Below are 25,519 nucleotides of genomic sequence, written 5' to 3'. Positions count from 1 at the left end.
CGCCCTTCTTACGTCAGTCCCATTCCGGAACCCAGGGCAGTTGCCCTGGCTTGATGATGCGGTAGCCGGTGGCCGTCGTCGCGTCGATCCTGCTCATGTCGATCGACGAGAGGGTGAAATCCATGATCTCGAAGTTCGCGCGGATGTTTTCCGGTTTCGTGGACATGGTGTTGAGCGGCACGCCTTTCTGGAGAATCCAGCGTAGCGCCACCTGTGCCGCGGACTTGCCGTAGGTCTCGCCGATGTCGGCGAAAAGGCGGTGCTTGAAGATCTCGCCACGTGCAATCGATGCGTAGGAAGAGATCGGGATGCCTGTTTCCGCGGCAGCCGCGAGCAATTTTTCCTGGTTGAGAAGCGGGTGGAATTCCACCTGGTTGGTCACAAGCGGAACATCGACGATGGACCGCGCCTCTCGCATCATGGCCGCCGTGTAATTTGACACGCCGATCGACGTCGCCAGCCCTTTCGCGAACGCGGATCGAAGCAAACGAAGGGAGGGCGCGATCTCTCCGTTCGCCGGCGGCCAGTGCAACAGAAGAATGTCGACGCAATCGATCTTGAGCGCTTCAAGGCTCGCCTCGACCGAAGAGACGAACTTCTCTTCCGTGTAATTGTCGGGATGCACTTTGGTGGTGATACAAAGCTCGTGACGGGGAACACCACATTCGGCCAGCGCCTCGCCTGTGTCGGCCTCGTTGGCATACATCTGCGCCGTGTCGAATGCCCGATAGCCGACGTCGATTGCGGCGTCGATTGCGCTTCGAAGTTCGCTCCCCTTCAGCGGATAGGTGCCGAAGCCGCGCTGAAAGGTCTTCTGGAAGTAGATGTTCATGCCTCCCCCTTGTTTGGTGATGAGCCGGCGTCATTTGCCGGCGGCCCGAAAATCGCGCTTACCGGCTTGTCTTGTCCGTAATTAACATATAACTAGTTAGTTACTTCAGGCAATGAAAAACGGAGGGTCAGGCGATGAAGAAGGTGAAGAGCGCGCAGGAGGCGGTCCGGCTCATCAAGGATGGCTCGGTCGTCGCCGTGAACTCTTCCTCGGGTCTGTGCTGCCCCGATGCCGTGTTGAAGGCGCTCGGCGAACGCTTCGATAGCGAGGGCCATCCGCGCGGGCTTACCTCCATTCATCCGATCGCCGCTGGCGACTTCTTCGGCACCCGCGGCGTCGATCACATCGCCAAGCCTGGGATGCTGGTGAAGATCATCGGCGGTTCCTATCCCTCGGGGCCGAGCAATGCCGAGCCGCCGCTCATCTGGCAGATGATCCTGAAGGAGGAACTCGCCGCCTTTAACGTGCCCTCCGGCATCGTCTTCGACATGCTGCGCGAAGGGGCTGCCAAGCGTCCAGGCGTGTTGACGAAAGTCGGCATGGAGACCTTCGTGGATCCTGAGCAGGACGGCTGTGCCATGAACGCCCGGGCGCGCGCCGAGCCCATCGTCAAGCGCGTGTCATTTGAGGGCGAGGACTGGCTGCATTTCCCGGCCATCCGCCCCGATGTGGCGATCATCCGGGCAACGACCGCCGACGAGAAGGGCAACCTGACCTTTGAACAGGAGGGCGCGACGCTCGGGGCGATGGAAATGGCGCTCGCCGCCCGCAATTCCGGCGGCCTGGTGATCGCGCAGGTCAAACGAGTAGCGGCAAGCGGGACGTTGCGTCCCCACGACGTGCGGGTTCCCGGCATTCTCGTAGACATCATCGTCGAGGCGCCGGATCAGTTGCAAACGACTGCGACGCCTTATGATCCGGCTATTTCGGGCGAGCTTTTCCGACCCCTTGAAACCTTCCGTATGCCGACGCTTGACGTCGGCAAGGTCATCGCTCGCCGGGTGGCGCAGGAGCTTCAGGATGGCTGGGCGGTTAACATCGGCTTCGGCATTTCGGCGAACGTGCCGCGCATCCTGATCGAGGAAGGAAATCACGGCAAGGTCACCTGGGTGATCGAACAGGGGGCCGTTGGGGGTGTTCCATTGCTCGACTTCAAGTTCGGCTGTGCTTCCAACGCCGAGGCCTTCGTCGCCTCGCCGCACCAGTTCTGTTATTTCCAGGCGGGTGGCTTCGACTGCTCGCTCTTGTCCTTCCTCGAAATCGATGCCGATGGTTCGGTCAACGTCAGCCGTCTTGCGGCCACCCCGCACCGCACGGCCGGTGCCGGCGGCTTCGTCGACATCACGTCTCGTGCGAAGAAGATCGTTTTCTCCGGCAACTTCAATGCCGGTGCGAAGATGCGTGTCGAGGATGGCCGTTTGGTCATCGACAAGGAAGGCCGTATCGCCAAGTTCGTGCCGAAGGTGGACCAGGTGAGTTTCTCCGGCAAGCGCGCTCGGGCCCAAGGGCAGGAGATCAGCTACGTTACGGAACGTTGTGTCATCCGCCTCGACAGCGAAGGGCTGATTGTCACCGAGGTCGCCCCGGGTCTCGACCTTCAACGGGATGTCCTTGACCAAGCCGCTACGCCCCTTCGCGTTTCCAATGCGCTCAAGAGGATGGACAGCGCGTTGTTTCGCCCCGAAGCCATGGGCCTCGTGCTGTGAGCGATCCGCGGATTGAACTCGTCGTTCATGACCGCGTCGCGCGGCTGACGCTCCGTCGCCTGGAAAAGCTGAACGCGATCGACGCCGACATGGTGGAAGCGCTTATGCAGGCGTGTCGCACCATCGAACGTTCGGATGCACGCGTTGCCATCCTCTCTGGCGAAGGCGAGAGATCCTTCTGCGCCGGTGGCGACATCGACGCGTGGAGCAGTCTCGACCCAGATGTGTTCTCTCGCCGTTGGCTGCGTGACGGCCACGACGCCTTCGATGCATTGGCGCGCCTTTCCGTGCCGCTGATCGCCGTGCTGAACGGCCACGCGCTCGGCGGTGGACTGGAGCTCGCAGCCTGCGCCGATCTGCGCATCGCGGAGGCCCATGTGAAGATCGGCCAACCGGAGCCGGGCCTCGGTATCATCCCCGGTTGGTCAGGCACGCAGCGCTCTTCCCGGCGGTTCGGTGCGCAGCTGGTGCGACGCATGGCGCTCTTCGGCGAAGTCTACGGCGCCGAGGAGGCACTGGCGCTTGGGCTCGTCGACAAGGTCGTGACAAGGGGCGAGGGGCTTGCTGCGGCTGATGCCGCCGCCGCGCGCGTGCTGCAACGTTCACCCCGTGCGACGGAACTCACCAAGATGTTGATCAATGCTGCGGAAGGTGAGGAAAGTGAACGCGTGGTCGAAGCGCTTGCGGGTGCTGTGGCAGCGGCTTCGAGCGACTTGACGGAGGGCCTGGCGGCCTATCGCCAGAAGCGTTCGCCCCAGTTTGACAGATAGACCTGTGCCGTTCGCCAGCCCGGCAACCCGGCCCTTCATGGCGGTGTCTCATGGAACCTGACGACAAAGAACTCCTAACAACCTTCTTTCACGCGGCGATCGAAGCCGCAGATCCGGAGAATGCCCTGCGCGCCAATCTCCCGAGCGAGCCGCGGGGACGGACTGTGGTCATTGGTGCGGGCAAGGGCGCGGCGCAACTCGCCGCCGCTTTCGAGAGGCTCTGGCATGGTCCACTCGAAGGTGTTGTCGTGACGCGCTATGGATATGCCGTCCCGTGCGAGCGCATCCGCGTACTCGAGGCCGCTCACCCCGTACCAGATGCCGCTGGACTGGAGGCCACCAATGCGCTGTTCGAAGCTGTGCGGCATCTTACGGAAGACGACCTCGTTATCGCGTTGATATGCGGCGGTGGTTCGGCCCTGCTGCCGTCTCCGCCGGGTCCGCTGACACTGGAAGACGAAGCGATGCTGAACGAAGCGCTGCTTTCGAGTGGCGCGCCGATCTCGGTCATGAACGCCATTCGCAAACAGGTTTCGGGCATCAAGGGCGGGCGCCTTGGCGCCGCCTGTCATCCGGCAAAGGTCGTGACGTTGGTGGTGTCGGATGTGCCGGGTGACGACCCGGCGCAGGTTGCCAGTGGACCGACCATCCCCGACACGGCGGATCGCGCGTACGCGCGTACACTGGTCAAGACCTGGGGCATTGACCTTCCGGCGCGGGTCGCCGCGTGGTTGGAAGGCAACGAAGGCCTGGCACCGTTGCCGGGCGATCCGGTCTTCGCCGGCAACGAGGTTCGGGTGATCGCCTCGGCCAGTCTTTCACTGGAGGCCGCTGCTGAGCGCGCCGCGTCACTTGGCGTGCCCGCCGTTATCCTGTCGGATTCCATCGAGGGCGAGGCCCGAGACGTTGCCCGCGTTCACGCGGCAATCGCGCGTGAAGTCGCTGCTCGCGGCCGCCCTTTCGCGCGCCCTATCGTTATTCTTTCGGGCGGAGAAACCACCGTTACGATCAAGGGAAGTGGTAAAGGCGGGCGCAACACGGAGTTTCTGCTGTCCCTTGCCCTTGCGGCTGAAGGAATTGGCTTTTCGGCAATCGCTGCCGATACCGACGGGATCGATGGCTCCGAAGACAATGCCGGTGCTTTTGCCGATGGGCAGAGCATGGAACGCTTGCGGAAACTGGGACGCGATCCTTCGACCTTGCTCGCCGACAACGATGCCTGGACAGCCTTCCATCACCTGGGCGATCTGTTCGTGCCTGGTCCGACCGGAACCAACGTGAACGACTTCCGGGCAATCCTGATCCGATAAGAGAGCCCGCGCCGTCGCCGGCGCGGGTGCGGTTGCTGCTCAGGCTGGAACGGGTGCGTCTTCTCGCAGCAGGCCCTTGCGCTTGAGGTCCGCCCAGAAGTCTGATGAGATCGGATGCGAGAACCAGGCGAGGTTTTGTTCGAGTTGCGCGAGCGTGCGCGTGCCGGCCATGAAGGATGGGACGGCGGGATGTGCGACGACGAACTGCAGCGCGGCCGCGGCCAGCGGCACGTCATGGTCGGCACAGACGGCCTCGATCTTTGTAACCTTCTCCAGGATCTCGCGCGGTGCCGGCGCATAGTTGTACTTGGCGCCTTCCTTGGCGCCGGTTGCCAGAATGCCCGAGTTGAAGCCACCGCCCACGACGACGGCTGCGCCGCGCTCCTGGCAGAGCGGTAGGAAGGTATCGAGCGCTTCCTGTTCCAGGAGCGTGTAGCGTCCGGCAAGCAGGAAGCAGTCGAAGTCGTGACGCAGCAAGGCTTCATGGCAGACCTGCCATTCGTTGACGCCGACGCCGATCGCCTTGACGACCTTTTCCGCTCGCAGCTTTTCCAGCGCCCGCCAGGCGCCGTCCATAGCCTGTTCGAATACTTCCGGCTGCTCGCTGCCGCGCGTGAAGACGTCGATGTCGTGGATGAAGCACATGTCCATGTGCTCCAGCCCCAGCCGCTGCAGACTGTCTTCGAAGGCGCGCATGGTGCCGTCATAGCTGTAGTCGAAATGCATGGTGAAGGGTGCGGCATTCGTCCAAGGGGCAAAATCGATGGTATTGCGTCGCGCCGGACGCAGAAGTCGTCCGACCTTGGAGGCAAGAACGAATTCGTCGCGCTCCTTCCAGCGTAGCGCGTGCCCCGTGCGCAGTTCGGCAAGGCCGTGGCCGTACATCGGTGCGGTGTCGAAGAAGCGGACGCCGGCCTCCCAGGCGCGTGCGAACATCGCTTCCGAGGTCGCCTCGTCGATCTCGCGAAAGATGTTTCCGAGCGGTGCTGTTCCGAAGCCGAACGCGGTTACCTCCAGATCAGTCCGCCCGAATTTTCGCTTTTGGCCAGGGTGCATGTTTTCCTCCTTAAGTAACTGAATGGTGAATACTATGCATGCCCCTAACCAGCTGTGCAAGCAGCATCCTTTCCGGTCTCCAAGTTTTTCGTCTTGACGACATCTGGCCTCAGAATATATGTAACTAGATAGTTACTAGAGATGAGGCGAGGCAGATGTATCTCACCGAAACGCAGGAGCAGGTGCGCGAGATGGCGCGTGCCTTTGCCGACGAAATGATCCGCCCGATGGCCGAGGAGCTCGATCGTGAGGAGCGCTTCCCCGCAGGGCTTTACGACGAAATGGCAAAGCTGGGGCTTTTCGGTATTGGCGTGCCGGAAGCGCTTGGTGGGCCAGGGTTCGATACGCTCACCTACGCGCTGGTGATGGAAGAGCTCAGCCGTGGCTACGCTTCGGTTGCCGATCAGTGCGGCCTGATCGAGCTCATCTCGACCTTGCTCGTCCGCCACGGGACCGAAAGCCAGCAGGCCATGCTTCCGGATATCCTCGGTATGCGCGCCAAGGTCGCCTATTGCATCACCGAGCCGGAGGCCGGTACCGATGTTTCGGGCATCCGCACAACGGCTGAACGCGATGGTAACGGCTGGCGGCTCAATGGCGGCAAGATCTGGATCCACAATGCGCCGGTCGCCGATTACGGCTTCGTGCTGGCACGCACCGATAAGGAGGCGGGAAACCGCGGCATGTCGATCTTCATCGTCGACCTGCACGCGGCGGGCGTCGAGAAGGGGCCCAAGGAACACAAGATGGGCCAGCGGGCGAGCCAGGTCGGCGCGCTGAACTTCGCCGACGTCAAGCTTTCGGCCGATGCTCTCTTGGGCACGGAAGGGCGCGGCTTCCACATGATGATGTCGGTGCTCGACAAGGGTCGTGTCGGCATCGCGTCGCTCGCGGTCGGTATCGCTCAGGCGGGCCTCGAGGCGGCTCTGGACTATGCCGGAACACGCAAGCAGTTCGGCAAGGCCATTGCCGATTTCCAGGGCGTGCAGTGGCTGCTGGCCGACATGGCGAAGGATATCGAGGCTGCGCGCCTGCTCGTCCACTCGGCCGCCTCCAAGATCGACAGCGGCGCGGACGCCACGAAAGCGTGTTCGATCGCCAAGTGTTTTGCCGGCGATGTCGCCGTACAGCGGACGGCAGATGCGGTGCAGGTCTTCGGTGGCTCCGGCTACATTCGCGGCTTTGAGGTCGAGCGCCTCTACCGCGATGCCAAGATCACGCAGATCTATGAGGGCACGAACCAGATCCAGCGCATGATAATCGCGCGCGAACTGCTGAAGAAGGGCGCACGGGCATGACCGGGTCTGACCTTCGCCCGGTCGCGCTCGTGACCGGTTCGTCGCGCGGTATCGGGCTTGCTGCAGCTGAAGCTCTGGCGCGCGAAGGCTTCGCTGTCGCGGTCAACGGACCGCCGGGCGATGCAGAGCTGCCCTCGGCGGTCGAGCGCCTAGCCACCCACGGGGTTCCGGTCATGGCTGCGGCGTTCGATGTCAGCGCGATCGCTGGCCACGGCGCGGCACTTGCGGCTATTGAGGCTGAACTCGGTCCGATCACCACGCTTGTCAACAATGCGGGTGTCGGTGTTCTCCGGCGTGGCGACATGCTGGAGGTGTCGGAGGACAGCTGGGACCGTTGCTTCGCCGTCAATACCAAAGGCATGTTCTTTCTGAGCCAGGCTTTTGCGCGGCGGCTGCTTGCCCGCAGCAAAGGGCCGCTCTTCCACGCGATCATCAACGTCACCTCGTCGAACGCTGTCGCCGTGGCCGAACAGCGGTCGGAATACTGCGCGTCGAAAGCCGCCGCCGCGATGGTCTCGAAGGCGCTGGCCGTCCGGCTCGGACGGGAGGAGGTCGCCGTCTACGACGTCCAGCCGGGTCTGATTGCAACGGAGATGACGGCACCCGTCATCGATGCCTATCGCGAGCGGGCGGAACGGGGGCTCACGCTCTTTCCGCGTGTCGGAAGACCTGAAGAAGTCGGCGCCCTGATCGCATCGCTTGCGACGGGACGTCTTCCCTACACCACCGGAATGACGATCCCGGCCGATGCCGGCATGCTCGTCCCGCGCTTTTGAGGTTCCCATGAAAATCGCGCTTCCCGATACCGATGGCCGCCTGTCTGACTATGCCCTGAGTGGCAAGCCGATCGCGGCTGCGACACTTGGCAAGAACCCGGCGCGCGTTGTCTATTCCGCAGCTCACGTGGTCGCCGACCCATTCGCCGCCAATGACCCGTCCGGTAGAGCCGCGATTGACTGGGCAAAGACGATGGAGTTCCGCCGCTATCTTGCCAGCTTGGGGCTCGGGATCGCCGAGGCGATGGATACGGCGCAACGCGGCATGGGCCTCGACTGGCCAGGCGCCCTGGAACTCATCCGTCGCACGCGTGAGGAGCTGCCGGACGCCCTTGTCGCCAATGGCTGCGGTACGGACCACCTCGATCCAGCGACCGTCACCAGCATCGATGACGTTCGAAGAGCCTACCTGGAGCAAGTTGAGGCGATCCAGAAGGTCGGCGGGCGCCTTATCCTCATGGCGTCTCGCGCCTTGGTGCGGGTCGCGCAGCGACCCGAAGATTACATCAAGGTCTACTGCGATGTGCTGGCCGCCTGCGACGCGCCTGTGATCCTGCACTGGCTCGGCGAGATGTTCGATCCGCAGCTCGCCGGTTATTGGGGCGGCAGAGATTTCGAACCGGCTATGCAAACCGCACTTGCCGTCATCGACGAGAATACGGCCAAGGTCGACGGCATAAAGATCTCTCTCCTCGATAAGGACAAGGAGATCGTCATGCGCCGCCGGCTGCCGGCCGGCGTGAAGATGTATACGGGCGACGATTTCAACTACCCTGAACTGATTGAGGGCGACAGTGAAGGTTTCTCGCACGCCTTGCTCGGTATCTTCGATCCCCTGGCGCCGGCTGCGGCTTACGCGGTGGAGCGGCTTGGTGAAGGAGACCGCGCAGGCTTCCGCGCGACGCTCGATCCGACTGTTCCGCTCGCACGGCTGATCTTCCGGGCGCCGACACAGTACTACAAGACCGGCGTCGTCTTCCTTGCCTGGCTGAACGGCTTCCAGGATCACTTCGTGATGTTGAACGGTGCGCAGGCCATGCGCCCGCTGCCGCATTTCGTCGAGCTCTTCCGGCTCGCTGACCAGTGCGGCCTGTTGCGCGATCCGACGCTCGCCGCGGACCGGATGAAGAAGCTGCTTGCGCTCTATGGAGTGTAGCCATGCGTGAATTCAAGACGGACCATTCCGCCCTTGCGCTCAACACCGCAAGCCTGGGACACAATCTCGAAGGTCACGGGGCAGGGTGGTCGCCTGACCGTATCATCGATGCTTGCGCCGAGCGCGGCTTCGGCTCGATCGTTTTCTGGCGCCGCGAAATCGGTTCGCGGGCGATTGAAATTGGCGAACGAGTGCGCGCAAGCGGCCTTTCGGTTGCCGGTCTCTGCCGGACGCCGTTTCTTGTCGGCACGGAAGCCGTCGATCGACAAAGGGTCATCGACGAGGCGAAGGCCTCGATCGACATGGCTGCGGGCCTTGGAGCATCGGTGCTGACGATCGTGGTGGGCGGCGTGCATCCGGGCACCAAGGGCACCGGCGAGAGCCTGAAGATCGTCGCCGACCGTGTCGGCGAGATCGCGCCCTATGCCGCGGGCCGAAACGTCAAGCTGGCACTTGAGCCGCTCAATCCCGTTTATGCAGGAAACCGTTCCTGCCTGACGACACTGCGCGAAGCCGTCGATATCTGCGAGGCAGTCGGCGCGGCCAACCTCGGCGTCGCCATAGATGTCTACCATGTGTGGTGGGACAGTGAGATCGCGGCACACTTGCAGCGTGCGGGCGCCGACCGCATTTTCGGCTATCACCTCTGCGACTGGCTTCCCGACACGCGCGATGTGTTGCTCGATCGCGGCATGATGGGCGATGGGGTAGCCGATCTAAGGGCTTTGCGGCGGAGCGTCGAAGACGCGGGCTATACCGGTCCCTGCGAAGTGGAGATTTTTTCTGCAAACAACTGGTGGAAGCGGGACCCAGGCGAAGTCCTCGACGTGATGGTCGAACGCTTCCGCACGTTCTGCTGACGATATGGGAGGCATGCATGAAGATCCTGGTCACCGTCAAACGTGTCGTTGACTACAACGTCAAGATCCGCGTGAAGGCAGACGGTTCGGGCGTCGAGCTCGCCAACGTGAAGATGTCGATAAACCCCTTCGACGAAATCTCGGTCGAAGAGGCGCTCAGGCTGAAGGAAGCCGGCAAGGCGGAGGAAGTCGTCGTCGTTTCCGTTGGTCCGGCCAAGGCCGAAGAGACGCTGCGCACGGCCCTTGCCATGGGCGCTGACCGCGCCATCCTGGTTGAGACCGAAGACCAGGTCGAGCCGCTCGCTGTGGCCAAGATCGTCAAGGGCGTTGCCGAGGCCGAACAGCCGGGCCTGATCATCGTCGGCAAGCAGGCGATCGATGATGACAGCAACCAGACCGGCCAGATGCTGTCGGCTTTGCTCGGCTGGGCCCAGGGCACCTTTGCCTCCAAGGTCGAGATCGGCGATGGCAAGGCACCAGAGGGCACAGCAAGGGTGACGCGCGAAGTCGACGGCGGTCTGCAGACCATCGACATCAAGCTGCCGGCAGTTGTCACCACCGACCTGCGCCTCAACGAACCGCGCTACGCCTCGCTGCCGAACATCATGAAGGCGAAGAAGAAGCCGCTCGACAGACACACCCCTGCGGACTTCGGCGTCGACACCGCTGGCCGCCTCAAGGTGCTGAAGACCGAGGAGCCGTCGGGCCGCAAGGCCGGCATCAAGGTCAAGTCGGTCGCCGAGCTCGTCGAAAAGCTTAAAGTCGAAGCCGGCGTGCTCTAAGTTCAGGAAAGGGAGACATCATCATGGCCATTCTTCTTCTGGCTGACCACGCCAGCAACCACCTTTCCGACCAGACCGCCAAGGCGCTGACCGCAGCCTCCAAGATCGTCAGTGGGACTGGAGGCGATGTGCACATCCTCGTTGCCGGTGCCGGCGCCAAGGTCGCGGCCGAGCAGGCCGCCAAGCTCGCTGGCGTCTCCAAGGTGCTAGTCGCCGACGACGCCTCGCTTGCCAACAACCTCGCAGAGCCGCTGGCAGCCCTCATCGTCTCGCTCGCCGGCAACTACGACACGATCGTCGCAGCCGCGACCTCGGTCGGCAAGAACGTCCTGCCGCGCGTCGCAGCGCTGCTCGACGTCGCCCAGGTCTCGGAAATCATCGAGGTGGTCTCTGCCGATACCTTCAAACGCCCGATCTATGCCGGCAACGCCATCCAGACGGTGCAGACGACGGAAGCCAAGCGCGTCATCACCGTGCGCACCGCCTCCTTCGCATCCGCCGCTGAAGGCGGTTCGGCCGCGATCGAAAGCGTCGCGGCTGCCGCCAACCCGGGTGTTTCCTCCTTCGTCGCCGACGCGCTGTCGTCGTCCGACCGCCCGGAACTGACCTCGGCCAAGATCATCATCTCCGGTGGTCGCGCGCTCGGTTCCTCGGAAAAGTTCAGGCAAGTGATCCTGCCGGTTGCCGACAAGCTCGGTGCTGCCGTCGGCGCCTCGCGCGCTGCCGTCGATGCCGGCTACGCGCCGAACGACTGGCAGGTCGGTCAGACCGGCAAGGTGGTCGCACCCGATCTCTACATCGCCTGCGGCATCTCCGGGGCGATCCAGCATCTCGCCGGCATGAAGGACTCGAAGGTTATCGTCGCGATCAACAAGGACGAAGAGGCACCGATTTTCCAGGTCGCCGACTACGGCCTGGTTGCCGATCTGTTCGAAGCGTTGCCTGAATTCGAAAAAGCACTTTGAAAGACACATGGCCGAGATGATTGATCTGCCCGAACGCGAGAGCATGGAGTTCGACGTTGTCATCGTCGGGGCGGGGCCTGCCGGTCTTGCGGCGGCGATCCGGCTGAAGCAGGTCAATCCGGAGCTTTCGGTCGTCGTGCTTGAGAAGGGCGCCGAAGTCGGCGCGCATATCCTCTCGGGCGCCGTCGTCGATCCGATCGGCATCGACCGGTTGCTGCCGGGCTGGCGCGACGAGGCGGATCATCCGTTCAAGACCGAGGTCACGGACGACCACTTCCTGTTCTTGGGCCCGGCCGGCTCAATCCGCTTGCCGAATTTCATGATGCCGCCGCTGATGAACAATCACGGCAACTATATCGTCTCGCTTGGGCTCGTCTGTCGCTGGCTGGCAAGCCATGCCGAAGCCCTCGGTGTCGAGATCTATCCGGGCTTTGCCGCGACCGAAGTGCTCTATAACGACGAAGGTGCCGTCATCGGCGTTGCCACCGGCGACATGGGCGTCGAGCGCAACGGCGAACCGGGACCGAACTTCGCCCGTGGCATGGCGCTCTTGGGCAAATATACGCTGATCGGCGAGGGCGTGCGCGGTTCGCTCGCCAAGCAGCTGATTGCGAAATTCGATCTCTCCAGGGATCGCGACGTCCAGAAATTCGGCATCGGCCTGAAGGAGCTCTGGCAGGTGAAGCCCGAGAACCACCGGCCCGGGCTGGTGCAGCACTCCTTCGGCTGGCCGCTCGGCATGAAGACCGGCGGCGGTTCGTTCCTCTATCATCTCGAAGACAACCTGGTCGCGGTCGGCTTCGTCGTGCACCTCAATTACAAGAACCCCTATCTCTTCCCGTTCGAGGAGTTCCAGCGCTTCAAGACCCATCCGGCGATCCGCGGCACCTTCGAGGGTGGCAAGCGGCTTTCCTATGGTGCGCGTGCGATCACCGAAGGCGGCTACCAGTCGGTGCCGAAGCTGTCGTTCCCCGGCGGCGCGCTGATCGGCTGTTCGGCCGGTCTCGTCAACGTGCCGCGCATCAAGGGCAGCCACAATGCGGTTCTGTCGGGCATTCTCGCGGCCGAGAAGCTGGCGGCGGCGATCGAAGCGGGCCGCGCCAATGACGAGCCGATCGAGATCGAGCGCGGCTGGCGCGACAGCGCCATCGGCCAGGACCTGAAGCGGGTCAGGAACGTCAAGCCGCTGTGGTCGAAGTTCGGCACGGCGATCGGCGTTGCGCTCGGCGGCTTGGACATGTGGACCAACCAGCTGTTCGGCTTCTCGTTCTTCGGCACGCTGAAGCACGGCAAGACCGATGCCCAGTCGCTGGAGCCGGCAGCGCAGCACCAGAAGATCGATTACCCGAAGCCCGATGGCGTGCTGACCTTCGACCGGCTCTCCTCGGTGTTCCTGTCGAACACCAACCACGAGGAAGACCAGCCGATCCACCTGCAGGTCAAGGATCCGGAGCTGCAGCGCACGTCGGAACTCGACGTCTTTGCCGGCCCGTCGACGCGCTACTGTCCGGCCGGGGTCTACGAATGGGTGGAGAAGGACGGCAAGCCTGTCTTCGTCATCAACGCGCAGAACTGCGTGCACTGCAAGACCTGCGACATCAAGGACCCGAACCAGAACATCAACTGGGTGCCGCCACAGGGCGGCGAAGGCCCGGTCTATCCGAACATGTGAGGTTCGGCAGGCGGGCCGCATGGACCTTTACGGATAAAGGATACGAGGGGGATGCATGCGCGAGGGCGGACCGACTTGTGATTTCGACAAGAATTGGATAGCGACGCCCTGTTGACGCCGACCCTTGCCGAGGCCCCCGCGACCGATCGGTCGCCTGTCATTTTGAGCTCCTCGATGGCTTGATTCTGATCGTCGACATCGCCGATCGCATACATATCGTGCCCCACCTCGCCGATGTCGCCGCCGGCCTCAACTACCTCATCAACGAAGGCGGGAATCTCGCTGGCCTTCATCCGGCGCCGTTGGCTTTTGGGTCATGTCAGGTCCTCCTTAGCGATGGGCAGGCTAGGCAGAACCGTCGCGGGCCGCTAGGCGCAAAAGCGCGAGCAAGATTTCGGGGTAGAAGAGGGATGGATCCCAGAGCGCTTCTTCGCTTGGGGCTGGGGGAGCGCTCTGGGATCACTAGCGCAAACGGTGGTTGGGCCAATGCCGGTTGACGCTTCAGTACCAATGGCGGCGGAACGTAGATTCGGCAATGCAACTAGGACCTTTGTCACTCTGTTTCAGACCAAAGTCCAGGTTGAATCGTCCTGCCGTCTCATTCCTTCCCATCCACGATAATCCGAAGGATCCGGATCATATCGGCCGCGTCGAGGAGCGCGGCTTTTACGTAGTCATCGCTTCGCCTTTCGATGCCCACCTCGGTGGTCTGCGGATCGATTACAGGATCGGCTGAATGCGGCTCGGAGGGATTCCGACTTGGGCGCGCATCTGCCGAATGATGACCACGGCACGCTCGATCAGCCGGCGCTTTTCCAGGGTTAGCTTGCTTTGATGGCGGCCAGATCTCCGGCCGATGCTCAAAGCAGAACCAATCACCTTCTGGGCTTAAAGGATCGCATAAGGCATCGTCATGAACTCCGACGGCGAAATTGGTTCGGGTCGCTTCCGCTGTGTTCAATGGAAATCCCAATGCGGGCGCTTTTCTCGCACCTTCGAGAAGGAACCGTCTTGGCAATGCTTCCGACGTCTTTCCCTAGGGAGCCAGCAACAGCTTGCCGGTGGTCCCCCGGCTTTCCATGTCGGCATGCGCACGGGCGGCATCAGAAAGCGGGTAGGTTCCGCCGACGTGCAGCTTGAGAGACCCATCCTCAATCCACCGGAACAGTTGTCTGCTACGGGCGCGAAGAAGGTCCGGAGTACTGATGTGATCGAAAAATGTCGCGTAACCGATCTTGATGCTCTTCGGCAGGCTCATGATGTCGAGCGGCCCCGGACCGCCAAGCACCGGTCCGTACCAGCAGAACGTGCCGGAGCGACGAAGCGCGGCGATCGATCCCTGAAACGTCTTGGGGCCTGAACCGTCATAAACGACGCTTACACCTTGTCCGCCTGTGAGATGCAAAACCTCATTGGCGAAGGTTCCCTCCATGTCGACGATAACGTGGCTCGCGCCAACTGCCTTTGCGATTTCAACCTTGTCGGTGGACGAAACGCGTCCAATCACCATTCCCCCCCTCAGCCGGATGATCTGTGTCAGGAGCAGGCCGACACCACCGGCCGCGGCGTGGACGAGCGCGGTGTCTCCAGGCTGGACCGAGTAGAAATCGGTGGCGAAGTGGCTCGCGGTCAGTCCTTGCATCATGACGGAGGCCGCCGTCTGGTCATCAATCGTGCCGGGAAGTCGTACGAGCGCGTCCGCTGAAATCAGGACGTGCGAAGCGTAGCTTCCAAGCGCGTAGACCCAGGCGACCCGGTCTTCGATGGCGAAATCATCGACCCCGTCGCCAAGCGCAACGATGCGTCCCGCACCTTCGACGCCGAGGATTTTCGGGTTCGGCCTGTCTGTCCATGCCATACCCTGGCGTACTCCGATATCCATGAAGTTCACGCCTGCAGCGGCGACTTCGACCACCACATGGCCCGGTGTGGCGACCGGGTCGGGAAGGTCGACAAATTCCATCATGTCGGTGCCACCGATTCCATTCATAACCACGGCTTTCATGATCTTCCTTTCTTGACTAATCATTCCAGAAATTAGCAAAAAATTTTGCCTTACGTCAGCGCCTGAAGCGCGAGGTGGGCGAGGGTCTTGAGCGCTGCAGAGTCCGCGCCGCCGCGCGCTGCGATGCGCATACCGGCGATGTTCGCGAAGAGGAAATTGGCAGCTTCACCCGTGGAGAGCGTCGCATTCAAATCCCCGTCCGCTTGAGCCTCGCTGATGCGTTGCTTGGCAGCATGCTTCAGTCGTCGGTCAGCGACCTGATGAATTGCTGTAAGATCAGGCCGGCTCTGACCGAACTCGCAGATTGAGCTCACGCCAAGACACGGCTGGGAGGCATTCTCGGCCACTCGCTCCATCATCTCCCGGATTCCGTCCCGGGCACGCGGCGCGCCATGCAGCATGGCGATGTGGGCGTCCGTTTCCGCGGCGGCGTAGCGCTCCACGGCAAGGCAATAGAGCTTCCATTTGTCGCCGAACGTATCATAGAGACTCTGCCGGCCAATCTTCATTGCCCGTACGAGCATTTCGGTGGACGTGCCCTCGAAGCCATGTTCGCGAAACACCTGGATGGCGTCATCCAGCGCCTGTGTCCTATCGAATTCCTTTGTCCTTGCCATGTGCGTGATTTAGGTATTCTGGAACGATCTGTCAAGAAAGAACATGGCGAGCCGTCGAACCAACATGGGAGCTCAGTGAAGCGATGCTCCCTTTGGGATAATCCTCAAACATCAGGATCGAATGTTGCTCAGTCGCCTTCGCCGGGGACGAGAGCCATGGGCCAGAGGATTCGCGCTGCTCTCGTCGGGTAGATGTCTGCAAAGGCAGGCATCGTCGCCGGGAGCGATTCAGCAAGTGCAATCCCGAGGTCGCGTAGCGATAGGCTGAAGGATGTCAGGCGGGGCGACAGGAATTGCGAATGCGGGCTTTGGCGTCCGATGATCGCCATGTCTCGCCCCGGTATTATCCCGGCTTCGACAAGCCCCCGGTTGATCGCCGGGCGATAGCCTTGGGTCGGCGTCTGGGATGGTTCAGACAACCGCAATTCCCGAAAGATCGCACGCAAAAGAGCACGTCGACTTTGGCGCGATGCCTCTTGTTCAGAGCGACTTCAACACGTCGCCAAATGCATCCAAAAGCATGTCCGAATTCTCGCGGGAAAAGACGAGGGGTGGCCGGATTTTTAGAACATTGGCATTGGGGCCGGAGGCGCTGATGAGGATGCGGCGCTCTCGCAGACCATTGACGATCCGGGTCGTCAGCGCAGCATCGGGGCTCTTGGCGGCTGGGTCAGCGATGATCTCGACGCCGATGAAGAGACCGGAACCGCGCACGTCCCCGATGGCGTGATAGCGATCGGAAAGGCTCTTGAGGCCGTCCATCAGGTAACAACCGACCTCCAGCGCATTCCGCTGCAGGCCTTCAATGCGGATCGTGTCGAGCACCGCCTTGCCGGCCGCGGCGGCGACCGGATTGCCGCCGAACGTATTGAAATAACGCGCTTTTGGGCCGAACTCGGCGATCACCTCGGGGCGCAGCACTATGCCCGCCATCGGATAGCCGTTGCCCATTGGCTTGCCGATCGTCACCATGTCTGGGGCAACGCCGTGGCGTTCGAAACCCCACATGGTTTCGCCCGTGCGGCCGAAGCCGGGCTGCACTTCGTCGGCGACGAAGAGGCCGCCAGCGTCGTGGATCGCGTCCACCGCCGGCTTGAGAAAACCTTTCGGGCCCTCGAAGATGCCGTCGCTGGAAAAGATGGTATCGGTGATCAGCATGGCCGGCTTGATACCGTGACGCTTGAGATCGGCGATTGCGTCGCGCACGTCGCGGCCGAATTTTTCCACCATCTCTTCGGGCGAGTGACGGTAGCTGTCCGGCGCCGGCACGGTGCGCACATGCGGGCCGAGCGTCACGGATTCGCCGAGCGACGGCGAGAATTCGGCAACTGCGTTCGTCAGGCCGTGATAGGCGAGGTCCGTCGCGATGATGCCGGTGCCTCCAGTGACGAAGCGGGCAATGCGCACGGCGAGATCGTTCGCCTCGCTGCCAGTGCAGGTGAACATGGCTTGGCTGAGCGCCTCGGGAAAGGTGGCCGTCAGCGTCTCGGCATAGTCGACGATGCCTTCGTGCAGGTAGCGTGTGTGGGTGTTGAGCACGGCCGTCTGCTTCGTGATCGCCTCCACCACGCGCGGATGGCAATGGCCGAGCGAGGCGACGTTGTTGTAGGCGTCGAGATAGCGCTCGCCGGCCGCGTCGTAGAGAAAAACGCCTTCGCCGCGCACAAGATGCAGTGGCTTTTCGTAAAACAGGCGGTAGGCGGGACCGAGCACTTTTTCTCGGCGGGCGATAAGCGCCCGTTCGCTCTCGCCGAGCCGCTCGAAATCTGCACGCGAAAAAGCATTCACCATCGACATGATCAAGCCTCGGAAAGGTTGGGCGCGAGCCGTTTCAGCCCGGCCGGAGTGAGATCGACTATGTTCTGCAGGCCGCGGCATGCGGTAGCGTGGTTACGCATGATATAGGTCTGGTTCTCAGGAAAGCGCGCGGAACGCCACTCCGCGATGATGATGGACATGGCGAGGCGGGAACGGGCGAGAAGCGGTAGCAGCTCGATTTCGGCCGGCTCCAGCGCGCGCGCCGACAGGAAGCCTTCGAGGAAGGCACCGGTGCGGGCGGCCCAGTTGTCGGTCGCAAGGTGATAGGAGAGGGCGACGGCAAGGTCATTGATCAGCGGCGCATGCACCATGTCGCCGAAGTCGATGATGCCAACGACCTTCGTCGGCTCTGCCGGATCGAGCAGGATGTTGTGCGGGTTGAAATCGTTATGGATGATCTGCCGGCGCGTGATCGCGGCGATCGCCGGCAGCGACCGCTCGAACTCGGCGAGTATGGCTTCCACCTGCGCTCGGCGCTCGATGCCGACATGGTCGACTAAGGCGACCAGATCGAGCGTATGGGAAATGTCCCACATCAACTTCCCGGCGGGCGGCCGGCCATCGTAGTCCTCGAGGCCTAGTCCAAGTTCCGCGAGCGCCCGGCCGACGTTGCGGCTCTGCCTCTCTGAGGCCGAGGTGCGGTATTGCAGTTCGCCGCCGAGGAAGGTCAGCAGACGCATGACGCGCGGGCCATCGGAGGTGGAAAGCGTGTGGCTCGGCGCTCCGGTTTTCGTGAGCATGAGCCTTGGCACCGGTACGTTGGGGGCCGCAGCCTCCAGATGCAGTAGCGCACCGTCCTGGAATTCAAGCGAGGCCGGGTCTTCGGCGGGATTGGCAATCTTGAGGATGAAGTCCGTTCCGTCCGAGCGGGTGAAAAGAAAGGTCTCGTCCCTTTCGCTTGAAAGCCGCCTGATCGTGCCGCTCGCGCCATAGACCTGCTTCACCGCCGCCTCCGCATCGGAAAGCGATGTCGCGCTCCATGTCGCCGACATGGAATCGGCGTTCTTGGCGGTGGGCAATGGCTCCGTCATGCTTGCTCCGTTGGCGCGGTCGCCCGCATTTCCTTCAATTGTCTCTGCCCGTCTGCTGGCCACGGCGACGACTACATTGCCGCGCCGTGCCGTTTGGCGAATTGTGGCCGCGACATGTCATACTTGAAACACAGCAAAAAAGATGCATCAAGTATCTTGTTATTCCAATTTGCGGACCAATTCCATGCCTCAATTCACGTCACTGGATCATGAGAACCTCAACAGCGTCGTTTATGGTGCGTTGTGCGATGCCCTGATCCAGGGACGGTTCCAACCTGGCGATCGGCTGAAGATCCGGGATCTGGCAGAGCAATTCGGCACGAGCGTCACGCCGATCCGCGACGCAATCCTTCGGCTTGCCAATGACGAGGCGATCATCTTCCGCTCGCCGCGTGACATCCGCATCCCGGGTTTGAGCGAAAACCGCTACCGCGAGATCCGTGCAATACGGGTGCGCCTGGAGGGGCTGGCGGCGGAGACTGCCGCCCAAGTGGCGACGAGCGCGGATATCGAAGCGTTGGAACGGATCTTGCGCGAAAACGAACAAGCAATCGAGGCTGGCGACCGGCTGAAGGGCACGCAACTCAACCAGGCCTTCCACTTCCTGCTGCCGCAGATCGCCGGGCTGCCGGTGCTGAACGGCATCCTGCGGCGGCTCTGGCTGCAGATGGGACCGCACATTTCCGATGCTTATATAGAGGGCGGACGTGCGATGATCGACCATCACTACCCGGTTGTCGAAGCCCTGAAACGGCACGATTCCGCCGCCGCCTCGATGGCGATCGTCGACGACATCCTGCTCGGTGGCAAGCCGATCCTCGAGCGCATCGAACGGGGCAGTGAGCGGGAGGCGCGCCCGGCCTGACACCGCCTGGAAGAGGAGGCTTGCAATTCATGGTCGGCTCATTACGATGTATCAAGCATCAAGAGGGAGCGCTCGCATGACCGAAGAATGCCGCTACATGTTGCTTACGGGAGCGAGCCGCGGGATCGGGCATGCGACGGTCAAGCTCTTCCAATCGAAGGGCTGGCGCATTCTCACCGTATCCCGCCAGTCCTTTTCCGAGGAATGCGCCTGGCCGTCCGCCCGCGAGAGCCATATCCAGGCGGACCTTGCGGATCTCACGCAGATTGACCGCCTGGCAGCGACCGTGCGCGAGCGCCTGCCGAACGGTCAGCTGCACGCGCTCGTCAACAATGCCGGCATTTCTCCGAAGGGGCCGGGCAAGAGCCGCCTCGGTGTGCTGGATACGGATGCCGATGTCTGGACGCAGGTGCTCAACGTCAATCTTGTCTCGACCGCTTTGATCGCCCGCGCGCTCATGCCGGAACTGGAAGCGGCGAAGGGCTCGATCGTCAATGTTACGTCCATCGCCGGCTCTCGCGTTCACCCTTTCGCAGGCGTTGCCTATGCGGCGTCCAAGGCGGCGCTTGCCTCACTGACCCGCGAAATGGCGCACGAATTCGGCCAACGCGGCGTAAGGGCGAATGCCATCGCGCCGGGCGAGATCGAAACGTCGATCCTGTCGCCCGGAACGGATGAACTGGTGGCGGCGGAAGTGCCGATGCGAAGGCTGGGCGAACCGCGCGAAGTCGCGGAGACTATCTATTTCCTCTGCACCGAGCCGTCGTCCTACATCAACGGCGCGGAAATCCACATCAACGGAGGGCAGCACGTCTGACAACGGTCAAAACCGGGAGAACCCCGTTGACCGGCAATGACCAGAACGCATCCATCGGTCGAAACGCCCAGGGGAGAAAGGGCGCGAAGGCCGGTGAGGCCGCAGCCACCGCCGCAAACAGGACGGGGTCAACGGTCTGCATGGGATCGTCATCGGAGCCGCAGAGGCTCTTTCATAAACGAAGAAAAGGGGAATGCCATGAAGACAATCTTTAAGTCGGGTGTCCTGGCGGCGGCGGCCGTCGTTCTGTCGGCGGGTCTTGTTGCGCCGGTTTTCGCGCGAGATCTCACAGTCGTCTCATGGGGCGGAAACTATCAGGATGCCCAGCGCAACATCTACTTCAAACCGTTCTCCGAAAAGATCGGCAAGCCGGTACTCGACGAAGCCTGGGACGGCGGCATCGGCGTCATCCAGTCGAAGGTGAAGGCCGGCGCACCGAACTGGGATGCCGTGCAGGTGGAGGCCGAAGAACTGGCGCTCGGCTGTGCTGACGGCCTCTATGAAAAGATCGACTGGGACAAGATGGGCGGGAAGGACAAATTCCTAGATTCCGCCGTCAATGACTGCGGTGTCGGCGCCATTGTCTGGTCCACGGCCATCGCCTATGACGGCGATAAGCTGAAGGAAGGCCCGACTTCCTGGGCGGACTTCTGGAACGTCGAAAAGTTCCCCGGTAAGCGCTCGCTGCGCAAGGGCCCAAAATACACGCTGGAATTCGCGCTGCTCGCCGATGGTGTCTCCAAGGATGAGATCTATGACGTTCTCGGCACGGAGGAGGGGGTCGCCCGCGCCTTCAAGAAGCTCGACGAATTGAAGCCTAACATCGTCTGGTGGGAATCCGGCGCACAGCCGTTGCAGTTTCTCGCATCGGGTGAAGTCGCCATGACTTCGGCCTATAACGGCCGCATCACCGGCATCAATCGGTCGGAAGGCAAGAACTTCAAGGTTGTCTTCCCCGGCAGCATTTATGCAGTCGATAGCTGGGTGGTGTTGAAGGATGCGGAGAACAAGGATGCTGCGCAGGACTTCATCGCTTTTGCGAGCCTGCCGGAAAACCAGGCGAAGCTGCCGGAATTCGTGGCATACGGCCTGCCGAACAAGGAGGCTGCGTCCAAAGTGCCGGCGGATTTCTCCAAGGACCTGCCAACCGATTCTGCCAACATGACGGATGCCATCCCGCTCAATGTCGACTTCTGGATCGACAATGCCGAAACGCTGACGCAGCGTTTCAACGCCTGGCTCGCCCAGTAAGAACATCCGTGGTGAGGGGCGCTCCGGCGGGGCGCCCTTTCCTGCATGGCCGGGTGCGTTTCTTAAGGACGCAGCCTTCGCCTTTAGCGATGGAGTCTTCCGTGGCCGAATTCATTCGATTTGACCGCATCACGAAATTCTACGGCCCGCTCTGCGTGGTCGAAAATCTCGATCTCGGCATCGGGAAGGGTGAGTTCGTCAGCCTGCTCGGCCCGTCCGGTTCGGGCAAGACGACACTTCTGATGATGCTCGCTGGCTTCGAGCAGCCGACCGCGGGCGAGATCCTGCTCGACGGAACTGCCATCAATGCGGTGCCCACCTACAAGCGGGACATGGGTGTTGTCTTCCAGAGCTACGCGCTCTTCCCGCATATGTCAGTCGGCGACAACATCGCTTTTCCGCTGCAGATGCGGGGCATTGGCAAGGCGGGGATCGACGAGCGCGTCAAGCGCGCACTCGACATGGTGCAGCTTTCGACCCTTTCCGACCGGCGCCCTTCGCAGCTCTCCGGTGGCCAGCAGCAGCGCGTGGCGCTTGCCCGGGCGCTCGTCTTCGAACCGCGTGTCGTGCTGATGGACGAGCCACTCGGCGCGCTTGACAAGCAACTGCGCGAGCAGATGCAGCTCGACATTCGCGATCTGCACCGCCGCCTCGGCCTAACGATCGTTTTCGTTACGCATGACCAGTCCGAAGCGCTTACGATGTCGGATCGCGTCGCCGTCTTCAACCAGGGCAAGATCGAACAGATCGGTACACCCCGCCAGGTGTACGACGAACCGGCGACGCGCTTCGTCGCCGAATTCATCGGCGAGACCAATCTCGTCGAAGGTGTCGTGGAAACCGTGCAAGGCGCGGAAGCAACCGTGCGTCTTCCTTCCGGGGCGCAAATCGTGTCGGCGGTTTCCGGCAGCATCGCTTCCGGCCAATCCGTCTTTCTCTCCATCCGTCCGGAACGGGTTGATCTCAGCGAGACGCGGAGTGAGGGGCGAAACGTCTTGGAAACGGAAGTTACGGATTCCGTTTATCAGGGCGATCATTTGCGCGTGCAATTGCACAACGCCACTCACCCGTTGATCGCCAAGCTCGGCAGAAGGTCGCGCGAGTTTCCGCCGGGCACCAAAGTCTTCGCGGCGTTTTCGGCCGGCGATTGCCGGGTCATTGCGCCATGAGTGCAGCCTCCTCCCGCACTGGGCGATCGCTGCTTCTTCTGGCGCCGCTGCTTTTCTTCCTCATCGGCTTCTTCGTCTGGCCGCTCTTCAGCATGATGTCGCAGTCCGTGTCGGACCCGGCCGTGCTGCGGCTGTTGCCACGCAGCGCCGAGGTTCTGGCCGATTGGGACCGCAACTCCCCACCCACCATTCCCATGCAGACGGCACTGATGAAGGACCTGAAAGCCGTCAACGACGATCAGGCGCTAGGCGACATGGTGCGGCGCCTCAACAGCGCCCGCTCGGGTTTTCGCACGCTGATGGGGAAGACGACGAGTGCATTGAAGGAAACGGCCAACCCGCCCGTCGACCTCGTTTCCATCGACAAACGCTGGGAAAAGCCGGAATTCTGGCTGGCAATCGCAGATGCACTCTCGCCCTATACCGACCGCAACCTGCTCGCCGCCGTCGATCTGGGCCGCAATGCGGCTGGTGATATCGAGCATCTGCCGCCCGACCAATCCGTCAACGGCGTGATCCTCATGCGCACCTTCTGGATCGCCGCGCTTGTCACCTTCGCCTGCGTTTGTATCGGCTTTCCCTATGCCATCATTGCCGCCTCGCTCGACGGCTGGAAGCGGGATCTGATGCTTGGCGCCGTACTGTTGCCGCTGTGGACGTCGCTTCTGGTGCGCACCGCGGCCTGGTTCATCCTGTTGCAGGAGCAGGGTCTCATCAACGATCTCTTGCGCGCCATCGGCCTCATCGATGCGCCGCTGGCACTGATCTTCAACCGGACCGGTGTCATCATCGCCATGACCCATGTGCTATTGCCGTTCATGGTGCTGCCGATCTATTCCGTTCTCATCACCATCCCGAAGAACCTGATGCCGGCCGCCGCCTCGCTCGGCGCGCACCCGCTGCGCGCCTTCCTGCGTGTGCTGCTGCCGCTCAGTCTCAGGGGTGTGGCATCCGGCGCTCTCCTCGTCTTCATCTCGGCGATCGGCTACTACATCACGCCGGCGCTGATCGGCGGACCGAGCGACCAGATGATCTCCTCGATCATCGCTTTTTACGCCACGGGGTCGGCGAACTGGGGCATGGCAGGTGCACTCGGGGTCGTACTGCTCGTCGCGACACTACTGCTCTACAGCGTCTACGCGCGGCTCTCCAGCGACGAAGTTGGGGGGCGCTGACCATGCCGATGAAAGTTGCCAAAGCCACCTTCGCCATGCTGACGATCATCTTCCTCGTCGCGCCACTCATTGCCATCCTGCCGCTCGCCTTCACCTCGAGCGTGATCCTCACCTATCCAATCCCGTCGTGGTCCCTGCGCTGGTTCGAGGAACTCTTCTTCGCGGACGCCTGGCGACGGGCAATCTTCAACAGCCTGATCATCGGCACGGGCACGACGTTGCTCGCAACCGCTCTTGGCACGGCCGCGTCGCTGGGCCTGCGCAACCGCCTTGTTCTCTTTCGCGGCTCGATGCGCACACTCTTCCTGCTGCCCATGGTGGTGCCGGCCGTCGTGCTGGGTGTCGGCATGCAAGTGCTGCTGGCGGGCTTTGGCCTCACCAACAGTTATATCGGCGTGATCATTGCCCACACAGTCGTGGCGGTGCCCTTTGTGGTGGTGAGCGTCACCGGTGCGCTGGCCGGCATCGACGAACGCGTCGAGCTTGCGGCCCAGAGCCTCGGAGCTTCGCCGGCCAGGGTGTTCCGCCGTATCACCCTGCCGCTCGCCATGCCGGGCGTACTCTCTGGCGCCGTGCTCGCCTTTGCGACGTCGTTGGACGAAGTCGTCCTTACGCTCTTCGTCGCAGGCCCGAACCAGCGGACGTTGGCACGGCAGATGTTTTCCAGCATCCGTGAAAATATCAGCCCTGCGATCGCGGCAGCGGCCTTTCTCTTCATCGCAGGAACGGTCTTGATCGGCCTCGTTGTCGTTGTGTCGCGGTCGATCATGGCGGAGCGGCGTTAAAGCAAGGTCGATCTGTGACACGTTATCTTCTCGACACGAACATCATCAGCAATATCGTCAAGCCGCAACCTTCGGAACTGCTGCTCGCTTGGTGGGCTGAGCAGCGCGACGAAGATCTGTTCGTCGCCTCGCTGACAATTGCCGAAATTCGACGCGGCATTCTGGAAAAGCCCCGCGGCAAGAAGCGGGACGTGCTTGATGCCTGGTTCTCTGGGCCGGAAGGCCCGCAGGAATTGTTCGCCAATCGTATCCTTCCGTTCGACGACAAGGCAGCCCTGATCTGGGCGCGATTGATGGCCGAAGGCAAAGCCACAGGTCGTCCGCGCAGCGCGCTTGACATGATCATCGCGGCCGTCGCGGGGGCCAACGATTGTGTGGTGGTCACGGACAACGAAAAGGACGTCAAGGGGCTCCAGATCGTCAACCCCTTGCGACTTGGAGCCGGAGGGGAAGAGAAATGACGGCGACTGCGCCAATACGATCTCATGGGTCTCACCGAAAGCGGCGGCGTTGGTAATCCGCTGGCTGGCCTTGATCAAAAGCAGGGGCGCATCCGGCTTCAATCCGAATGGCGTCGTGTTGACCGGATCGAGAACCTCGGTTTCCGCCGGCGGAAAAACCATGGCCAATCTCGAGGTTGCGGTCTTCGAGACCATTGAAGCATTTTCCGATCTGCCCACCTCGATCACTCCCATCATCAAGGCGCGACGAGATGCGATTGCGAAAGCTAGAGTATCCGTGTTGGTCAAGTACGGGTTGGTTCCCATATGCGGCCATCCCTGAGCAATGCGTTTGCGATGATG

General features: G+C 62.1%; 26 protein-coding genes and 1 pseudogene. 18 read left to right on the top strand and 9 right to left on the bottom strand.

Going from position 1 to position 25,519, the window contains the following annotated elements:
* Positions 1 to 13 precede the first annotated feature (13 nt).
* Positions 14 to 832 carry an aldo/keto reductase gene (locus AC070A_RS32625; protein WP_057251383.1) on the bottom strand — a complete coding sequence of 273 codons (819 nt, stop codon included), beginning with the start codon at positions 830 to 832 and terminating at the stop codon, positions 14 to 16.
* 134 nt (positions 833 to 966) lie between these two features.
* On the opposite strand from AC070A_RS32625, the gene AC070A_RS32620 reads away from it, so the two are divergent.
* Genes AC070A_RS32620 through AC070A_RS32610 form a run of 3 tightly spaced genes read left to right on the top strand, consistent with a single transcriptional unit; the run spans position 967 to position 4,618 of the window.
* On the top strand, positions 967 to 2,538 hold the full coding sequence (locus AC070A_RS32620; protein WP_057251384.1) for an acyl CoA:acetate/3-ketoacid CoA transferase: 1,572 nt from the start codon (positions 967 to 969) through the stop codon (positions 2,536 to 2,538).
* Positions 2,535 to 3,308 (top strand): enoyl-CoA hydratase/isomerase family protein, encoded by a 774-nt coding sequence (locus AC070A_RS32615; protein ID WP_057251385.1) that lies wholly within the window; start codon positions 2,535 to 2,537, stop codon positions 3,306 to 3,308. The genes AC070A_RS32620 and AC070A_RS32615 overlap by 4 nt, the downstream gene beginning before the upstream one ends.
* A 50-nt stretch (positions 3,309 to 3,358) precedes the next feature.
* Positions 3,359 to 4,618, top strand: a complete 1,260-nt coding sequence (locus tag AC070A_RS32610; protein WP_057251386.1) for a glycerate kinase type-2 family protein — start codon at positions 3,359 to 3,361, stop codon at positions 4,616 to 4,618.
* 39 nt (positions 4,619 to 4,657) lie between these two features.
* Here AC070A_RS32610 and AC070A_RS32605 read toward each other — a convergent pair whose 3' ends face one another.
* On the bottom strand, positions 4,658 to 5,674 hold the full coding sequence (locus tag AC070A_RS32605) for an aldo/keto reductase (RefSeq protein ID WP_113479798.1): 1,017 nt from the start codon (positions 5,672 to 5,674) through the stop codon (positions 4,658 to 4,660).
* A gap of 155 nt (positions 5,675 to 5,829) precedes the next feature.
* On the opposite strand from AC070A_RS32605, the gene AC070A_RS32600 reads away from it, so the two are divergent.
* The 7 genes from AC070A_RS32600 to AC070A_RS32570 are packed head-to-tail and all read left to right on the top strand — an operon-like array spanning position 5,830 to position 13,183.
* On the top strand, positions 5,830 to 6,972 hold the full coding sequence (locus tag AC070A_RS32600) for an acyl-CoA dehydrogenase family protein (RefSeq protein ID WP_057251388.1): 1,143 nt from the start codon (positions 5,830 to 5,832) through the stop codon (positions 6,970 to 6,972).
* Positions 6,969 to 7,748, top strand: coding sequence for a 3-ketoacyl-ACP reductase (locus tag AC070A_RS32595; protein WP_057251389.1), 780 nt, complete (start codon positions 6,969 to 6,971; stop codon positions 7,746 to 7,748). Before AC070A_RS32600 ends, AC070A_RS32595 begins: the two co-directional genes overlap by 4 nt.
* A gap of 7 nt (positions 7,749 to 7,755) precedes the next feature.
* Entirely contained in the window at positions 7,756 to 8,904 is a 1,149-nt protein-coding gene (locus tag AC070A_RS32590; RefSeq protein WP_057251390.1) for a dihydrodipicolinate synthase family protein, read from the top strand.
* 2 nt (positions 8,905 to 8,906) lie between these two features.
* Positions 8,907 to 9,764, top strand: coding sequence for a sugar phosphate isomerase/epimerase family protein (locus AC070A_RS32585; RefSeq protein ID WP_057251391.1), 858 nt, complete (start codon positions 8,907 to 8,909; stop codon positions 9,762 to 9,764).
* A gap of 17 nt (positions 9,765 to 9,781) precedes the next feature.
* The gene (locus tag AC070A_RS32580; protein WP_057251392.1) at positions 9,782 to 10,546 is read left to right on the top strand and encodes an electron transfer flavoprotein subunit beta/FixA family protein; all 765 of its coding nucleotides are present in this window, start codon (positions 9,782 to 9,784) and stop codon (positions 10,544 to 10,546) included.
* A gap of 23 nt (positions 10,547 to 10,569) precedes the next feature.
* A complete protein-coding gene (locus tag AC070A_RS32575; protein WP_057251393.1) occupies positions 10,570 to 11,511 on the top strand; it encodes an electron transfer flavoprotein subunit alpha/FixB family protein in 942 nt (313 codons plus the stop codon).
* Positions 11,512 to 11,518: 7 nt separating this feature from the next.
* On the top strand, positions 11,519 to 13,183 hold the full coding sequence (locus AC070A_RS32570) for an electron transfer flavoprotein-ubiquinone oxidoreductase (protein ID WP_492383655.1): 1,665 nt from the start codon (positions 11,519 to 11,521) through the stop codon (positions 13,181 to 13,183).
* On the opposite strand, the gene AC070A_RS32565 is transcribed toward AC070A_RS32570, so the two are convergent.
* The 7 genes and pseudogenes from AC070A_RS32565 to AC070A_RS32535 form a co-directional block, all read right to left on the bottom strand.
* Positions 13,168 to 13,476, bottom strand: a complete 309-nt coding sequence (locus tag AC070A_RS32565) for a Y4lK-related protein (protein ID WP_057250341.1) — start codon at positions 13,474 to 13,476, stop codon at positions 13,168 to 13,170. The two genes, AC070A_RS32570 and AC070A_RS32565, sit on opposite strands and share 16 nt — an antisense overlap.
* Positions 13,477 to 13,781: 305 nt before the next feature.
* Complete coding sequence (locus tag AC070A_RS32560; protein ID WP_156414629.1) at positions 13,782 to 14,144, bottom strand: hypothetical protein; 363 nt, start codon at positions 14,142 to 14,144, stop codon at positions 13,782 to 13,784.
* 75 nt (positions 14,145 to 14,219) lie between these two features.
* Positions 14,220 to 15,188 carry a quinone oxidoreductase family protein gene (locus AC070A_RS32555; protein WP_113480267.1) on the bottom strand — a complete coding sequence of 323 codons (969 nt, stop codon included), beginning with the start codon at positions 15,186 to 15,188 and terminating at the stop codon, positions 14,220 to 14,222.
* A gap of 50 nt (positions 15,189 to 15,238) precedes the next feature.
* On the bottom strand, positions 15,239 to 15,805 hold the full coding sequence (locus AC070A_RS32550) for a TetR/AcrR family transcriptional regulator (RefSeq protein WP_057250337.1): 567 nt from the start codon (positions 15,803 to 15,805) through the stop codon (positions 15,239 to 15,241).
* A 128-nt stretch (positions 15,806 to 15,933) separates the two neighbouring features.
* Positions 15,934 to 16,173, bottom strand: a pseudogene (locus AC070A_RS32545) (LacI family transcriptional regulator); the annotation flags it as partial.
* 112 nt (positions 16,174 to 16,285) lie between these two features.
* Positions 16,286 to 17,602 carry an aspartate aminotransferase family protein gene (locus AC070A_RS32540; protein ID WP_113133700.1) on the bottom strand — a complete coding sequence of 439 codons (1,317 nt, stop codon included), beginning with the start codon at positions 17,600 to 17,602 and terminating at the stop codon, positions 16,286 to 16,288.
* A gap of 2 nt (positions 17,603 to 17,604) precedes the next feature.
* Complete coding sequence (locus AC070A_RS32535) at positions 17,605 to 18,654, bottom strand: phosphotransferase enzyme family protein (RefSeq protein ID WP_113480268.1); 1,050 nt, start codon at positions 18,652 to 18,654, stop codon at positions 17,605 to 17,607.
* A gap of 184 nt (positions 18,655 to 18,838) precedes the next feature.
* Between AC070A_RS32535 and AC070A_RS32530 the strand changes: the two genes are divergently transcribed.
* The 8 genes from AC070A_RS32530 (at position 18,839) to AC070A_RS32495 (ending at position 25,499) form a co-directional block, all read left to right on the top strand.
* Positions 18,839 to 19,519: a GntR family transcriptional regulator gene (locus AC070A_RS32530; RefSeq protein ID WP_057250331.1), complete on the top strand. Its 681-nt coding sequence runs from the start codon at positions 18,839 to 18,841 to the stop codon at positions 19,517 to 19,519.
* 76 nt (positions 19,520 to 19,595) lie between these two features.
* Positions 19,596 to 20,336, top strand: coding sequence for an SDR family NAD(P)-dependent oxidoreductase (locus tag AC070A_RS32525; protein WP_057250330.1), 741 nt, complete (start codon positions 19,596 to 19,598; stop codon positions 20,334 to 20,336).
* Between the two features lie 198 nt (positions 20,337 to 20,534).
* Positions 20,535 to 21,587, top strand: a complete 1,053-nt coding sequence (locus AC070A_RS32520; protein WP_082615817.1) for an ABC transporter substrate-binding protein — start codon at positions 20,535 to 20,537, stop codon at positions 21,585 to 21,587.
* An 89-nt stretch (positions 21,588 to 21,676) separates the two neighbouring features.
* Positions 21,677 to 22,756, top strand: a complete 1,080-nt coding sequence (locus AC070A_RS32515; RefSeq protein WP_113480269.1) for an ABC transporter ATP-binding protein — start codon at positions 21,677 to 21,679, stop codon at positions 22,754 to 22,756.
* Positions 22,753 to 23,931 (top strand): ABC transporter permease, encoded by a 1,179-nt coding sequence (locus tag AC070A_RS32510; protein WP_112996719.1) that lies wholly within the window; start codon positions 22,753 to 22,755, stop codon positions 23,929 to 23,931. The genes AC070A_RS32515 and AC070A_RS32510 overlap by 4 nt, the downstream gene beginning before the upstream one ends.
* A gap of 2 nt (positions 23,932 to 23,933) precedes the next feature.
* Entirely contained in the window at positions 23,934 to 24,716 is a 783-nt protein-coding gene (locus AC070A_RS32505; protein ID WP_112996720.1) for an ABC transporter permease, read from the top strand.
* Between the two features lie 14 nt (positions 24,717 to 24,730).
* Positions 24,731 to 25,177: a type II toxin-antitoxin system VapC family toxin gene (locus AC070A_RS32500; RefSeq protein ID WP_112996721.1), complete on the top strand. Its 447-nt coding sequence runs from the start codon at positions 24,731 to 24,733 to the stop codon at positions 25,175 to 25,177.
* Between the two features lie 49 nt (positions 25,178 to 25,226).
* Positions 25,227 to 25,499, top strand: a complete 273-nt coding sequence (locus AC070A_RS32495; protein WP_162728159.1) for a hypothetical protein — start codon at positions 25,227 to 25,229, stop codon at positions 25,497 to 25,499.
* Positions 25,500 to 25,519: the final 20 nt, after the last annotated feature.

This window comes from Ensifer sp. GW101-20A05 (genome assembly GCF_059424735.1).
The sequence above is the reverse complement of the archived record's forward strand: the minus strand, read 5'-3'. Positions and strand labels throughout refer to the sequence as shown.

Excerpts from the sequence above, each read along its gene's own strand:
- AC070A_RS32590 (WP_057251390.1), top strand. The coding sequence starts at position 7,756 with ATGAAAATCGCGCTTCCCGATACCGATGGCCGCCTGTCTGACTATGCC.
- AC070A_RS32520 (WP_082615817.1), top strand. The coding sequence starts at position 20,535 with ATGAAGACAATCTTTAAGTCGGGTGTCCTGGCGGCGGCGGCCGTCGTT.
- AC070A_RS32585 (WP_057251391.1), top strand. The coding sequence starts at position 8,907 with ATGCGTGAATTCAAGACGGACCATTCCGCCCTTGCGCTCAACACCGCA.
- AC070A_RS32610 (WP_057251386.1), top strand. The coding sequence starts at position 3,359 with ATGGAACCTGACGACAAAGAACTCCTAACAACCTTCTTTCACGCGGCG.
- AC070A_RS32540 (WP_113133700.1), bottom strand. The coding sequence starts at position 17,602 with ATGTCGATGGTGAATGCTTTTTCGCGTGCAGATTTCGAGCGGCTCGGC.
- AC070A_RS32515 (WP_113480269.1), top strand. The coding sequence starts at position 21,677 with ATGGAGTCTTCCGTGGCCGAATTCATTCGATTTGACCGCATCACGAAA.
- AC070A_RS32550 (WP_057250337.1), bottom strand. The coding sequence starts at position 15,805 with ATGGCAAGGACAAAGGAATTCGATAGGACACAGGCGCTGGATGACGCC.
- AC070A_RS32510 (WP_112996719.1), top strand. The coding sequence starts at position 22,753 with ATGAGTGCAGCCTCCTCCCGCACTGGGCGATCGCTGCTTCTTCTGGCG.
- AC070A_RS32600 (WP_057251388.1), top strand. The coding sequence starts at position 5,830 with ATGTATCTCACCGAAACGCAGGAGCAGGTGCGCGAGATGGCGCGTGCC.
- AC070A_RS32580 (WP_057251392.1), top strand. The coding sequence starts at position 9,782 with ATGAAGATCCTGGTCACCGTCAAACGTGTCGTTGACTACAACGTCAAG.
- AC070A_RS32535 (WP_113480268.1), bottom strand. The coding sequence starts at position 18,654 with ATGACGGAGCCATTGCCCACCGCCAAGAACGCCGATTCCATGTCGGCG.
- AC070A_RS32620 (WP_057251384.1), top strand. The coding sequence starts at position 967 with ATGAAGAAGGTGAAGAGCGCGCAGGAGGCGGTCCGGCTCATCAAGGAT.
- AC070A_RS32565 (WP_057250341.1), bottom strand. The coding sequence starts at position 13,476 with ATGAAGGCCAGCGAGATTCCCGCCTTCGTTGATGAGGTAGTTGAGGCC.
- AC070A_RS32605 (WP_113479798.1), bottom strand. The coding sequence starts at position 5,674 with ATGCACCCTGGCCAAAAGCGAAAATTCGGGCGGACTGATCTGGAGGTA.
- AC070A_RS32595 (WP_057251389.1), top strand. The coding sequence starts at position 6,969 with ATGACCGGGTCTGACCTTCGCCCGGTCGCGCTCGTGACCGGTTCGTCG.
- AC070A_RS32570 (WP_492383655.1), top strand. The coding sequence starts at position 11,519 with ATGGCCGAGATGATTGATCTGCCCGAACGCGAGAGCATGGAGTTCGAC.
- AC070A_RS32505 (WP_112996720.1), top strand. The coding sequence starts at position 23,934 with ATGCCGATGAAAGTTGCCAAAGCCACCTTCGCCATGCTGACGATCATC.
- AC070A_RS32530 (WP_057250331.1), top strand. The coding sequence starts at position 18,839 with ATGCCTCAATTCACGTCACTGGATCATGAGAACCTCAACAGCGTCGTT.
- AC070A_RS32575 (WP_057251393.1), top strand. The coding sequence starts at position 10,570 with ATGGCCATTCTTCTTCTGGCTGACCACGCCAGCAACCACCTTTCCGAC.
- AC070A_RS32625 (WP_057251383.1), bottom strand. The coding sequence starts at position 832 with ATGAACATCTACTTCCAGAAGACCTTTCAGCGCGGCTTCGGCACCTAT.
- AC070A_RS32555 (WP_113480267.1), bottom strand. The coding sequence starts at position 15,188 with ATGAAAGCCGTGGTTATGAATGGAATCGGTGGCACCGACATGATGGAA.
- AC070A_RS32525 (WP_057250330.1), top strand. The coding sequence starts at position 19,596 with ATGACCGAAGAATGCCGCTACATGTTGCTTACGGGAGCGAGCCGCGGG.